The 13,601-nt window shown below is 39.4% G+C and carries 10 protein-coding genes; 4 read left to right on the top strand and 6 right to left on the bottom strand.

Annotated features, from left to right (window positions below; translation table 11 throughout):
- Window position 1 precedes the first annotated feature (1 nt).
- The 4 genes from uvrD (at window position 2) to M1E96_RS19435 (ending at window position 5,426) form a co-directional block, all read left to right on the top strand.
- The gene (gene uvrD / locus M1E96_RS19450; RefSeq protein WP_140182105.1) at window positions 2-2,164 is read left to right on the top strand and encodes a DNA helicase II; all 2,163 of its coding nucleotides are present in this window, start codon (window positions 2-4) and stop codon (window positions 2,162-2,164) included.
- Between the two features lie 438 nt (window positions 2,165-2,602).
- The gene (locus tag M1E96_RS19445) at window positions 2,603-3,529 is read left to right on the top strand and encodes a hypothetical protein (RefSeq protein ID WP_319069002.1); all 927 of its coding nucleotides are present in this window, start codon (window positions 2,603-2,605) and stop codon (window positions 3,527-3,529) included.
- A 186-nt stretch (window positions 3,530-3,715) separates the two neighbouring features.
- Entirely contained in the window at window positions 3,716-4,303 is a 588-nt protein-coding gene (locus M1E96_RS19440) for a 2OG-Fe(II) oxygenase (protein WP_319069004.1), read from the top strand.
- A gap of 226 nt (window positions 4,304-4,529) precedes the next feature.
- The gene (locus M1E96_RS19435; protein ID WP_319069007.1) at window positions 4,530-5,426 is read left to right on the top strand and encodes a hypothetical protein; all 897 of its coding nucleotides are present in this window, start codon (window positions 4,530-4,532) and stop codon (window positions 5,424-5,426) included.
- A gap of 210 nt (window positions 5,427-5,636) precedes the next feature.
- Here M1E96_RS19435 and prfH read toward each other — a convergent pair whose 3' ends face one another.
- The 6 genes from prfH to M1E96_RS19405 form a co-directional block, all read right to left on the bottom strand.
- A complete protein-coding gene (gene prfH, locus M1E96_RS19430; RefSeq protein ID WP_319069009.1) occupies window positions 5,637-6,248 on the bottom strand; it encodes a peptide chain release factor H in 612 nt (203 codons plus the stop codon).
- Entirely contained in the window at window positions 6,248-7,384 is a 1,137-nt protein-coding gene (locus M1E96_RS19425) for an RNA ligase RtcB family protein (RefSeq protein ID WP_319069011.1), read from the bottom strand. The genes prfH and M1E96_RS19425 overlap by 1 nt, the downstream gene beginning before the upstream one ends.
- A gap of 289 nt (window positions 7,385-7,673) precedes the next feature.
- Window positions 7,674-9,395, bottom strand: a complete 1,722-nt coding sequence (locus M1E96_RS19420) for an amidohydrolase (protein ID WP_070927825.1) — start codon at window positions 9,393-9,395, stop codon at window positions 7,674-7,676.
- Window positions 9,396-9,532: 137 nt separating this feature from the next.
- Entirely contained in the window at window positions 9,533-10,885 is a 1,353-nt protein-coding gene (locus M1E96_RS19415; protein WP_140182095.1) for an APC family permease, read from the bottom strand.
- Window positions 10,886-11,911: 1,026 nt separating this feature from the next.
- Complete coding sequence (gene rarD, locus M1E96_RS19410) at window positions 11,912-12,808, bottom strand: EamA family transporter RarD (protein WP_140187570.1); 897 nt, start codon at window positions 12,806-12,808, stop codon at window positions 11,912-11,914.
- Window positions 12,809-13,111: 303 nt separating this feature from the next.
- Window positions 13,112-13,582 carry a thioesterase family protein gene (locus M1E96_RS19405; protein WP_070927821.1) on the bottom strand — a complete coding sequence of 157 codons (471 nt, stop codon included), beginning with the start codon at window positions 13,580-13,582 and terminating at the stop codon, window positions 13,112-13,114.
- Between the last annotated feature and the right edge of the window lie 19 nt (window positions 13,583-13,601).

Here is a 13,601-nt window from a genome sequence, read left to right as displayed (position 1 = left end):
TATGGACGTCTCTAATCTGCTCGAAGGTCTTAATGATAAACAGCGTGAAGCGGTTGCAGCTCCACGTACTAATCTCTTGGTTCTTGCAGGTGCAGGGAGCGGAAAAACACGTGTGCTAGTTCACCGAATTGCTTGGTTGATGGCCGTTGAACATGCATCGCCGTTCTCTATCATGGCGGTTACCTTTACCAACAAAGCTGCGGCAGAAATGCGCCATCGTATCAATCAATTGATTGGTTCAAGCGAAGGTGGCATGTGGATTGGCACTTTCCACGGGCTGGCGCATCGTTTATTACGTCAACATTATTTAGATGCGGGGCTACCACAGGATTTTCAAATTTTAGATAGCGATGACCAATACCGCTTAATTCGTCGTTTGCTTAAAGCGATGAATCTCGATGAAAAGCAATGGCCTCCACGTCAAGGCATGTGGTACATCAACGGTAAAAAAGATGAGGGGTTACGTCCTCAACATATTGAAAGCTATGGTAATCCAGTTGAAAGCACATGGCTGAAGGTCTATCAAGCCTATCAAGAAGCGTGTGATCGTGCTGGGCTGGTGGATTTTGCTGAATTACTCTTACGAGCTCATGAATTGTGGTTAAATAAACCGCATGTCTTACAACATTATCGCGAACGTTTTACCAATATCTTAGTGGATGAGTTTCAGGATACCAACAGTATTCAGTATGCGTGGATCCGCGTTTTGGCTGGTGAAACAGGCAAAGTGATGATCGTTGGTGATGATGATCAGTCAATTTATGGTTGGCGTGGCGCACAAGTTGAAAATATTCAGCGCTTTTTAAACGATTTCCCTGGAGCAGAAACCATTCGTCTTGAGCAAAATTATCGCTCAACCAATAATATCTTGAAGGCGGCTAACGCCTTGATTGCTAATAACAGCGATCGGTTAGGTAAAAATTTATGGACAGAAGGCGGCGATGGCGAGCCAATTTCTCTCTACTGTGCCTTCAATGAATTAGATGAAGCACGCTACGTAGTGAGCCGTATTAAACAGTGGCAAGAAAATGGTGGTGCATTGCAAGATTGTGCCATGTTATATCGTAGTAACGCACAGTCACGGGTATTGGAAGAAGCGCTTATTCAGAGTGCGATGCCATACCGTATTTATGGCGGGCAACGCTTCTTCGAACGCCAAGAGATCAAAGATGCTTTATCGTATTTAAGACTCATTGCTAACCGTAATGATGATGCTTCTTTTGAGCGCGTCGTCAACACACCAACGCGTGGTATCGGCGATCGCACCTTAGATACCGTGCGCCAAACCGCCCGAGATCAGCAACTGACCCTATGGGAAAGTTGTGAATACTTATTGCGTGAGCAAGTTCTGGGCGGACGTGCAGCAGCAGCGATTGAGCGCTTTTTAGAGCTAGTTGATGCTTTAGCCAAAGAAACGCAAGAAATGCCATTGCATGTACAAGCGGATAGGGTAATTAATGACTCTGGTTTGCGCGCAATGTATGAACAAGAAAAAGGTGAGAAAGCACAGGCACGTATCGAAAACTTGGAAGAGCTTGTCAACGCAACGCGTGACTTTAGCTATCAAGACGAAGATCAAGATTTAATGCCATTACAGGCATTTCTTTCTCATGCGGCCTTGGAATCAGGTGATGGTCAGGCTGATGTGCATCAAGATGCCGTTCAGCTAATGACACTGCACTCAGCAAAAGGTCTGGAATTCCCAATCGTATTTATTGTTGGCATGGAAGAAGGCATGTTCCCAAGCCAAATGTCGATGGATGAAAGTGGTCGTTTAGAAGAAGAGCGCCGCTTAGCTTATGTGGGGATTACGCGGGCGATGCAGAAACTCACGATCACATACGCTGAAAGCCGCCGTTTATATGGCAAAGAAGTTTACCACCGGCCATCTCGTTTTATTGCTGAGCTACCCACAGAGTGTGTGGAAGAAGTCCGTTTACGTGCAACCGTTTCACGTCCTGTTAATCATCAGCGCCTTGGTACACCAATCACTCAGAATGACTCAGGTTATGCATTAGGTCAACGTGTCGTTCATCCTAAATTTGGTGAAGGTACAATTATAAACTTGGAAGGAAGTGGCGAACATTGTCGTTTGCAGATAGCCTTCCAAGGGCAAGGTATTAAGTGGCTGGTGGCATCTTATGCACGGCTAGAGAATGTCTAACTCATGATTTAGTGGTATTTCATTCAATTATTTTACTGAGTGAAATACCATTAATTAAGGATATAAAATCATTTTTTTTAAATATTTTTGTTGTTATTCAATAATGATTAAAACTAATCATGTTATAAAATAATTATTAATGATAATTAATTTATAAATTTGTTTTTTAATTGAATTTTTTATTCAGAATGATATGTAATAAAAATTTGTATCTAACAAAAAGTTAGATTAGCATTCATTACTGCATTATTTATATAACATAGATATACTCGTCATACTTCAAGATACAGGGGGGTTGACTGCGCTCAGCTAGCCGAGTTACATAGTTCATCTATGCTTCCCGTCTATCTTCGCTTGTCGTCTACCTGCATCTCGAATTATTTAGAGTATATACCTATTATAGTTTATATTAATTAAGTTTAAAAAGGAGTTAATAAAGTGAATACATGGAATGTAAAAAATAGATTAAGTGATACAATTGATTTTAATAGAAATTTAAGCATTACAAATCTTAAAACTGATACAGATGAATTAGCAAAAGAACAATATAATCAAATGGAAGGGTTATGTTCAGAGATATCCGTTACAGTCAGAAAGGCTGAAAGAGATGTTCGTATTTTAAATCGTCGAATGGCAAAAGTAGATAAATCCTCGCCAAAATATAAAAGCTATGAATCTCGTCTTAATAAAGTTAAATCACTCTTAACTGAGTTGAAAACTACGGCTGAGGAAATGAACGCTGCCACTTTTAACCAAATGGTTACAGTTCATTATTTCAGAAACACGATGGATAAAGCAGAAAAAAATATGCATAACATCATTACCGACTACTCTAAAGGGAATTTTAGTTTAGATGAAATGCAGGTGAAATTAAATAATCTGAAAAATAATACTATGAATCATATGGAAAAGTTACTGCCATACAAAAAAGTTAATGAACTAATTGGCGGGAAGGTTGCTTCTGGACTTGAGTTGTTTAATGAACATAGTAAAAAAATAAGTTTAATTTATAAAGATTCTATGGCATCACTTTGTAAGCGTATTGATACGATTACAGAAATTGTAAAATTTTATGAGGAGCAATCTGACATAGTAGTACCAGAAGCTCAGCTCACTGGAACAGAAGTTTTTTTAGAGCAGATGGATGTAGAAGGAAATGTACCATTGGAATTAGAGCTTACGCAGGTGGAAGGAAATCATTCACGCTTATCTACTGAACTTGCATCAGCTGATGTTTTAAATCAACAAATGTCTGAGTTTGAAAATGGTCATAATGGCACAAGTGTATTTACTGGCAAGCAAGTGGATCAATCTATAACTCGACAGCAATATAGCTGTGTTGGGATTTGTAGGGTAATGCATTAATTATTCAATAAGATAGAGCCATTTAAAATTAAGATGCTCATTCATTTCATGAGCATCTTTTATCGTAATTTTTATAGTTGGTTACTTTGATTTAAGAGTCTAATCATCAAGATTTAAGTTTTTAATTTTGATTTTTCCATACAGTGAAGTATAAAATCACACCGAAAAACCTTTCTCGTATTTATCATGTCATTAAATAACTTAATTGATTCTCTCGCCACCAATGGTTGGTATGTATGGGATGACTTTGTGACTCCTGAACAACGTCAGGCAATCAAGGATTGCATCCCAGATATTGCTTTGAAAGATGCGCGTATTGGCAATAAAGCATCATTACAAGGCAATAAAACCATTCGCGGTGATCAAACGGTATGGCTAGAACCTGAAATGGGTGTGCCTATTACACAATATATGGATAAAATGGATGCTATCCGTGAAGAGTTAAATCGTCAGTGTTATATGGGGCTGCGTGATTTTGAAACCCATTTTTGTCGTTACCCTAACGGTGCATTTTACAAAAAACATATTGATAACTTCCAAGGACAAGGCATTCGTAAAGTCACCACTGTGATTTATTTAAATGAAGAATGGCAATCAGGTGATGGTGGGGAGTTGGTCGTGTATGATTTACAAGATCAAGAACTATTTCGATTAGAGCCATTGGCTGGACGGATGATTGTGTTTATGTCCGAAAACTTTCCTCATGAAGTTTTGCCTACCCAAAAAAAGCGTGAAAGTATTGCTGGTTGGTTTTTAACTGAAAAAATACTTTGACCCTTATTCCATTAAGCCGCCCCGAATAGGGGTGGGCTGTTTTAATATTCATATTATAAATATTATTAGGAATAGTAGATAAAATCTTAGTTTGTTATTTTCTTTACTCTATATTAGCTTGAATTAGAGGCTAATGACTTTGTTGTTCTTGATAACTTTTAGCTTAATAATAGTGTTTTTATATATTATGAATTAATTTTTTATAAACAATAAGGATGTTAATGCTATGAACAATAATAAAGAAACGAAATCAATATTAGATTATGAAATAAATCAGTTTTTCGATAAAAAGATTAATGGCATCCCCGCAGAGAAAATAATGGAACAAGTCTGGCACGGGGTCGATATTCTCGATGAGTATATCATAAATATAAGTGGTATTCATCAGGAGTGGCTTGAGTTAGCCAACCAACTATTAAGTAAAACTAATAATAACCTATATATTGAAAATTATTTGTCTACACTTAATGATATGTTTAATGATGCAGCTCAGAGTTATAATGAAATATATGATTCTATGAGTTCTGTTATGTTTTCGTATAATGACATATTAAGGTCAATAATCTCTGATTCTGAAGATATTAGATGCGATATATCTATATTAGAAAAACGATTGTTAGCAGAAACACCAAAATTTTATGAGCCTATAGAAAATCATAGTGATATGGGGCCATTGTTCCATCAATTAACCAAAAAAACTAACGAATTACTTTCAGCTTTTCGTGATGCTAAAGATATCGCACATAAGGTAGTTCCTAAAATTCTCTCTTTATATAAATACCATGTAAAACCAAAATTACTTAATGATGCTAATTCTTTAATTAATGATCTGGTCACTGGTGATGTTATTTCCATTGCAACGATGCTGACACATAGAGTAGAAAATACGTTAGAAGATATGCGATATTGGTCTGAGTCAGCGCCTATTTTAAAAACTAATCAACAATCAGTTGGCACAGAAATAATTTCTAGCATAGAAAACCGCATGATTGATGCAGTATCATGTTTTGGAGCAGGTGTGGATAGTAGTGGAATTAACATGGATAACCTAATTATAAATGACAAAGGGCTTAATCTGTTATCAATGACAGCCCCACGCCGTGAAATAGTATCGATTGTATAATGGGGTAATTGAGATTGATGAGTATATACTCGTCATACTGCAAAACACAGGGATGCCCGCATTACGCTCACCGAGTCAGCGAGTTTATTAATGCTTCCTGTCTATCTTGGCTTGTTGTTGACTTGTATCTCGAATTATCCAAAGTATATATAACCACCTGCTAATGCAGGTGGTTATGGTTTAATGATGACGATGACAATATATTAAAATTTAAGTCAATATAGGCTTAAACTCTTTTCCACTAAATATCTTTTTTGCATTACCTCGTTCAATTTGATAATGCGAAACATGTCTCTGCTTATCGAGTGCCGAAACTTGTTGTGTTTGGTATTCATGCAATCGCCAAAAAATAAGTTGTTTCGCTAATTTTTTATTCGCATGTTGACTGCGTTCTGACTGTACTTTCACGCTGATATTCGTCGCGATATGTTTTGCTCTCACGGCTGAGCAAGTTTTATTGACATGCTGCCCTCCTGGTCCTTGAGATTTGATAAACTCAAATACAATTTCACTGTCTTCAATAGCTTGCAAAGGTGAAAAACGTATTACACTGAGAAACCAATTTTTTCTCTTATGTTTAGGCCGTATAGGGCTTTGACATTGCCACTGAATAGTACCAGACCACATATTCGCTAACGTTTCAGTATCGCTACCTTCTAGTGAAACTAAAGCAGACTTTAAACCTTGCTGCGATGGTAAAGACTCTAATATATCAACAATAACATCATATTGTTTTGCTTCATTTAAAAAGTAAGCTAATGCTTTTTCAACAGCGATACAGCATTCTTCAGGGCCTTGAGCAGAGGAGAATTGTAATAACATTATGCACACTCTCCACTGGTTTTATAGGTTATCACTGGCCGTAAGCGTGCAATAACATCAATCAGTCCAGCTGCAACCATACTTTCAATCACAGTATCAATAGATTTATATGATTGTGGGGCTTCTTCGTAGATCAATTGCTTGTTAGCACAAATGACTCGGCTACCTAATGATGTGCGTGATAATTGTAATGGCGTATATTTATGCGATAAGCGGCCTTTACATTCGGTACGCATCCATTTGCGGCCAGCGCCATGCGCTAATGAATTCAGGCTGATATCATTGTTGTTTGGCATCACCAGATAACTATAATCACCGCGTGAACCGGGGATCACCACCATACCTCGATCAGAAGGAGTCGCGCCTTTACGATGTAACCAGCCTTCAACGCCGCGAAAAGTGTAGGGTTCAACAAGATTATGGTTGATATCCAGACGCATTTCACCGGTGGCTTTAACTTGCTGAAGCATACGTAAGCCTATTAATTGGCGGTTAGTTTCTGCAAATTGCAATGCATCTTGATGTGCAAGTAGATAAGCGCTAGCTTCATCCGTATTTTCAAGCAGACCACTATGGTTGTGCTGCTCAACGTGTTGGCGTAAAACCGATTGACCTAACCCACGAGAGCCACTGTGAACCAGTAGTAGCGCTTGTTTCTTATTAAAACCATGTTGCTCGAAACGTTCGTTATCAATAATTTTATCAATGTGCTGGAATTCGGCAAAGTGGTTGCCGCCCCCAATGGAACCTAATGATGCGATAAAATCATGTGACTTCATTTGCTCTGGCGCATTCGCCTCCAGCCACTCCATTGAGGCAATGTCTGATAGGGTTGATAATTGCTTTTCAAATTTATCTAAATTTAACTTAGCAATTTTGATATCTGTTTGAAATAAACTCATCCCACAGCCAATGTCATTACCTACCAATGCAGGGTAAAAACGCTGTGTTGAGAAAAATGCGGCACCAATAGGATAGCCACGACCTGGATGTAAATCAGGCATGCCAACGACAGCAACCATGTCAGGCAGATTAGCCGTAATTTGTAATTGTTGGATCGCTTTACTTTCAATCCATGTATTTTCTGTTGCGATATAACTGACGTTATCGCCGACAGAATGAAGGGTATTGCCCATAAGCTATTAACTCATTTCTAAGAAAAAATAAGGTGATTTAGCGGGCAGTAACGAGAGAGATAGAAAAAACTATTTCTGAGTAGACCCGCAAAGAGTTTGATGAATTGTTGTCATGATGTACCTCCTTGCTGTGGGTTAAATAAGTGGTATTAGGGAATAAAAATCGAGCGGATGATAACGAGGTGAATTGGCTATTGCAAGGAAATTTTTAATTAATCCGCTTCTTTAGGATTGATAGAAAAAATAAGGCACAAGTTTGTGCCTTATGGATAAATCTAAAAATTAGCCTTTATGAAGCAATATGCACCGTTTTACCACCAATAATGGTACGTAATACTTTTACATTTTCGATATCGTCCGCAGGGATCTCAAACACATTACGATCAAGCACGATCATATCAGCAAATTTACCTGCTTCGAGTGATCCAATGACGTCTTCACGATGTTGGGCAAATGCAGAATCAATAGTCGCTGAGCGTAAGACTTCGATCACGGTCAGATCACGGTCATTATCCAAGCGCGGCGCTGGTTGACCATTAATATCACGGCCACGACGCGTCGCAGCGACTTTTAAGTCGTACCATTCGTCAAAATCATCAATAGGCCAATCGCTACCAAATGCGACAACAGCACCAGCATCAATAAATTTAGCGATCGGCTCTAGTTGTTCAAAGCGTTCTTCACCTAACATATTGCACTCAAAAGCCGCTAGCTCAGGTGTTGGAGCTGCCCATTGAAACGATAAGCAGGCAATTGTTTTTAAGCGAGCAAAACGCTCATAGTCCTTTGGATGTACTAATTCGTTATGCGCTAAACCTGGACGGATATCTTTTTCTGGATGCGCCGCCCGCATTTTTTCAATCGCATCAAGAACAATGGATACAGCACCTTCACCAACGGTATGTAAATGTGGGTCATAGCCAGCCGCTGCAATTTTTTCCATTAATTCATCAAGGATCTCTGCGGTGAAGTAGAGATCACCGTAGTTATCTGTTTCAACCCAGTTTGGCGCACTGTCAGTGCCTTGATTGATTCGATAGGGTTGTAGCAATGAAGCCGTCATGGTTGGGTACTGTAAAACACCATCAACAAACATTTTTATGTTACGCAGGCCGATGCCTGGCTTGGGTGTCCAATCTGCTTGGTGCCATTTTTTTGCAAAAGCAACCGCTTTATCAACAGCAGCAGCGACAGCAGCCACATTTGGTGTATCGTCAGGGGTGATTTCACGCGCGGCTTGGAAACGCAGTGTGAGTTCGTCACGACGTTGTAATTCCGCGAAAGCTTCAAGCTGCTGCTCTGAGACTCGTGCATCCATAACTGTGGTAACGCCCTGTTGGTTAAGCACTTTTTGCACCAGTTCTGCGACTTCAACGGCTTGGTCATCACGGATTGAAGGAATGCTGTCAGCTGCACGCATTGCAGGAGCATCTTCTAAAATACCATTCAGTTCACCATTATCGTATTTACCAATTTTGCCATCAGGTGGCTCAGGTGTCTCTTTAGTGATCCCAAACAGCTCTAACGCACGGCTGTTAGCAAGAAGTGTATGACAGTCATTAGAAAACAGTACCACAGGGCGGTTAGTTTTCAATTTATCCATGTCTTCGCGGTACATATCAATACCCGCAGGTAACATGCCTTGACGCAGCCATGCAGTAACTTTTAGCCAGTCATTTTCTCCTGTACGGGGATCTTTATCTAAATGGTCTTGGACGCGCTGCAAGATTTGATCAATAGTGAGGGACTCATAGTTGAGGTGGCAACCAAATAACTGAATGCCTCCCCAAAATGGGTGCATATGGCCATCAATGATGCCAGGCATCATCATTTTGCCTTCTAAATCGATACTTTCGGTTTCTGGCCCAACATACTGGTGCAACGCTTCTGAAGTACCACTCGCGATAATATAGCCATCTTGTACGGCAATGGCATCTACAACGCTATCTTGTTGATCGGCGGTGTAAATATAACCGTTGAAGTAAATGACATCAGCAACTTTATTATTCATTTCTATCACAGTCTTTATCAAGGGGCTCAACCTGTATGGAGCCAAAATAGCAAAGGGGATACTCGTCATACTTCAAGTTGCAGCGTTGTTGGCTAAGCCCAGCTGCAACTCGAATTATTTAGAGTAACGCCATGAGTTTAATTAATGATCATATTCGTCTCATCATCCGAAATTGCTGGAGGGCGACGTTTGAAACCATGAGTCAATAAGGTTAAATAAATAGCACCGGCTGCCAACCAACATAGGCCGACGGTAAAGGCTTCTTTATCTAAACTTGTCCATAGCCATAAAGTCAGTATGACACCAATTGACGGCATAATCAGGCAAGTAATTAATTTTTTACCATCTAAGGCTTCTTTGCGGTCAATGTAGAAATGCTTAATGACTGACAAATTCACAAAGGTAAAGGCGATTAATGCGCCGAAGCTAATCATGGATGCCACCATGCTCAATGACAAAACCAAAGACAGCAGTGAAGCGATGGCGACAAAAATAATGGAATACACAGGCGTATTCAGCCTTGGATGTAAGTAAGCAAAGATAGAGCGCGGTAGCACACCATCACGTCCCATCGCATAGAAAATACGCACGATACTGGCTTGTGAGGTCATTGCAGAAGCAAATACACCAATCACATAAGCGGTAATAAAACTCGATGCCATCATTGCACCGCCCACTTGTTTCATGACAGCAAGGCTCGCTACATCGGTATTTGGGATGAAATCTTGCCACATTGGATAGCTTAAATGTGCGCTATAAGAGATAACCACAAACAGTGTACCAGCAATAAATACGGTATAGATAATGGCTTTTGGTAGCGCACTACGTGCATCTTTGGTTTCTTCTGCCATGGTTGAAATGGCATCAAAGCCTAAAAACGCTAGGCAGAGTACCGCAGCACCTGCAAATAACCCAGACATTTGGTCTGAAGCTAACGTTATAGGCGCTAATAACGCATCAGTATCGAGTACGAAGTTAGTCTTAAAACTCAGGTATAAAAATACGGCAATAAAGATGAGTTGCATCGCGATGATCAGCATATTCATCGAAGAAACCAATTTGATCCCTAAGATATTCATCAGGCTGACAACGACAATAGTACTACAGATAATTACTGGCATCGGGATATTGGGGAAAGCTTCGTGAACGAAGATCCCGATCGCGATATAGTTGATAATCGGTAGAAATAAGTAGTCAAGCAATTGTGCCCAACCGACTAAGAAACCCAGTGTGCCGCCAAACGTTTTTTGTACGTATGAATAGGCGGAGCCTGCAAGTGGCAGTGCACTTGTCATACGGCAATAACTCATGGCAGTAAATAGAACAGCGGCTAATGTAACAAGGTAAGCAATAGGTAAATGACCTTCACTTAACACTGTAACTTGCCCATAGGTGGTGAAAATTCCGAGAGGCACCATATAGGCCAACCCGAAAAAAACTAACGCAGGCGTGGTCAGTACACGTTTCATTTGAACGGTATTCTGTTGCATGTTTAAGCCCTTCCCAAAAGCCTTTAACAACCATCAACTCTTATACTCGTCATACTTCCAGTTGCAGGACTTTCGTTGAAATATAAGTGACTACGCTCAGCTCGCCGAGTCACATAGTTTATCTATGCTTCCCGCCTATCTTCACTTGTCGCCTACCTGCATCTTGAATGCTTTAGAGTATATCCAAGAGTGAACCTTGCATGTAGCTGACCCGTTATATACTCGTCATACTTCAAGTGGCAGGGGGGATATCGCTCACTTGCGCCAGTCACATAGTTTTCTATGCTTCTCGCGACTCATTCGCTTGTCGCCTACCTGAACCTCAAATTATTTAGAGTATATTTTGAATCACAGTATTATTATTTTACTGTATCCAAAATAACGAAGGGCCTATAACATCGGTCATAGTGCTACATTATTGTATTAAATTAAATTTTAGAACCGACCTGTATCCAATTTCAGAAAACCTCGCACCAGGACACTAATTAATATATGTCATCGTGCGCACTTTAATGAAACGTCAGTGATGAATCGGACCATCACCATCCGCTGGGGTGAATACAAGCGGCGTACAATATAGTGATGATGCGCTTATTACGCAATCATTTATTTTGAAAAATAAAAATATTATGCTAATTCAACGGGTTGATTTTATTTCTGATATTAATCAGAAGCGGATTTTAGATAAAACTCATCATAACCAATTTTTTGATTAAATCAATACTTATAGATCATCATTAACAAATTGATAAATAAAGGATTATTGTTTTTTTGTTCGGTGGGAACTAAAATAGGGGTTAATCACAGAAGATTATTTCTCTCAGGGAAATGATAATGATTTATTTTAATCAGAAATAAGTTATTTAAAATGAATTTAGTTTAAAGTTGTTATTTTAATTAACACTAATAGTTTATGCATTCATAAAATAGATAAAATAAACTAATAACTTCTGTTCCATAAAATGAAACATGGCACTTATCGTTATTAAAACAATAAGTGCCATGTTGGTTAATCAACGAGATTTATTAGGCAGTTCTTCTTAGCTTTTGTTGAGTGTAAAGTGCATCTAAGGTAAACAAAATTAATGCAACCCAAATAAAGCCAAATGTTACCAATAGCTCGGATGTCATTTGTTCGCCATAGATAAATACGGCAAGCAAGAACATAATGGTTGGACCGAGGTATTGGAAGAAACCCAGTGTTGATAATCGCAAGTGGTTCGCCGCTTCTGTGAATAACAAAAGAGGGACAGTTGTGATAATCCCTGCGAGGATCAGTAAAAGATTTAAATGCCAATCATTCATCATCATATTGCTTGTCGGACTATCAGCAAAGAATAGTAAGAAAATGATCCCTACAGGAAGTAACCATAATGTTTCGAAGGTCATCCCAATTTGTGCGTCAACACCTAATTTTTTACGTAACAGGCCATAGGTGGCAAAAGTGACGGCTAAACTTAATCCGATCACGGGCACAGAGCCGAATTGCCATAACTGGATCAAAACACCAGTCAGTGCTAATCCTACAGCAATCCACTGCATACGACGGAATCGCTCTTGCAAAAATAGCATGCCAAACAGCACGTTAACCAATGGGTTAATAAAATAACCTAAACTGGCCTGTAACATGTGCCCATTGTTAACGGCCCAAATATAAATTAGCCAGTTGGAAGCAATGGTGACCGCTGTTGCACCCAGTATGAGTATTTTTTTGGGGTGCTTTAACACTTGGCGCATGTAGCTCCAGTGTTTTGTGGCAGTTAATAAAACCAACATAAAGAAAAATGACCAAATAATACGGTGAGTCAGGATTTCTTCTGCCGGCACTTGTTGGATCGTTTTAAAATAAATGGGGGCGACTCCCCAAATCAAATAGGCTCCCAAGGCACATAGTACGCCTTTGGTGGTATTTTGCTGGCTCATTATTGACTCTGAATTTGAATTTAAAGAAATAGCTAAAAATAATTTGGTTCTTATACCCTAAATAATTCGAGGTGCAGCAAGGCGACAAGTGAATGAGCCGCTAGGAGCATTCGGAAGTATGTGACTAATGCAGGTGAGCGTAGCTACTATACTTTCACGAAAAGCGCTGCAACTTGAAATATGACGAGTATAAATCGAGCATGAATATAAATAGGCTCGATTTATGACTCGATAATGTGACATTGTGCGGGTTTTTTTACAAGTTATTAGTTTACCGAGCAACTAAATTTTTACTTTTTATTTTCATCCAATCAGATAAGTCGCTGTCGCAGTAGCAATATGTTGGTTACGTTCATTGTGCAATTCACAGCGAGTGACGGCAATTTTATTACCATCTCGCAATAAACTGGCACTTGCCGTAAAGGTTTCACCGCGACCGGGGCGCAAATAATCGACTCGTAGATCAATCGTGCCCATTTTAGACATTTTATCTGCAATGTCTTGATGCACTAGAGGGGTGATGCGTTGAAGGATCCGATTAATACAAACCATTCCACCAGCAACATCGAGAATAGACGCAATCACGCCACCATGTAGGATATTTTGGGTAAAATTACCAATCAGCTCCGGTCGATTATTAATGGTTAATTGAACAAAATCATCGGTCATATGGGCCAATTTGATCCCCAAAAGGTGATTAAAAGGCATTTTATAGATAAACGCATCACTCATGAGCTTGGTTGCTTCTTCTAATGTGTAAGTACGGTCATTCATCTTTAATCCTATTCATCCT

The organism is Providencia sp. PROV236 (assembly GCF_033676985.1).
GTDB classification, from domain to species: domain Bacteria; phylum Pseudomonadota; class Gammaproteobacteria; order Enterobacterales; family Enterobacteriaceae; genus Providencia; species Providencia manganoxydans.
Note: the sequence above shows the minus strand (reverse complement) of the source record. Positions and strands in the feature narration are given on the sequence as shown.

Bases quoted from the DNA above. Each gene is read 5' to 3' on its own strand.
- M1E96_RS19425 (WP_319069011.1), bottom strand. From the start codon at position 7,384: ATGGGCAATACCCTTCATTCTGTCGGCGATAACGTCAGTTATATCGCA.
- rarD (WP_140187570.1), bottom strand. From the start codon at position 12,808: ATGAGCCAGCAAAATACCACCAAAGGCGTACTATGTGCCTTGGGAGCC.
- M1E96_RS19435 (WP_319069007.1), top strand. From the start codon at position 4,530: ATGAACAATAATAAAGAAACGAAATCAATATTAGATTATGAAATAAAT.
- M1E96_RS19415 (WP_140182095.1), bottom strand. From the start codon at position 10,885: ATGCAACAGAATACCGTTCAAATGAAACGTGTACTGACCACGCCTGCG.
- M1E96_RS19405 (WP_070927821.1), bottom strand. From the start codon at position 13,582: ATGAATGACCGTACTTACACATTAGAAGAAGCAACCAAGCTCATGAGT.
- uvrD (WP_140182105.1), top strand. From the start codon at position 2: ATGGACGTCTCTAATCTGCTCGAAGGTCTTAATGATAAACAGCGTGAA.
- prfH (WP_319069009.1), bottom strand. From the start codon at position 6,248: ATGTTATTACAATTCTCCTCTGCTCAAGGCCCTGAAGAATGCTGTATC.
- M1E96_RS19420 (WP_070927825.1), bottom strand. From the start codon at position 9,395: ATGAATAATAAAGTTGCTGATGTCATTTACTTCAACGGTTATATTTAC.
- M1E96_RS19440 (WP_319069004.1), top strand. From the start codon at position 3,716: ATGTCATTAAATAACTTAATTGATTCTCTCGCCACCAATGGTTGGTAT.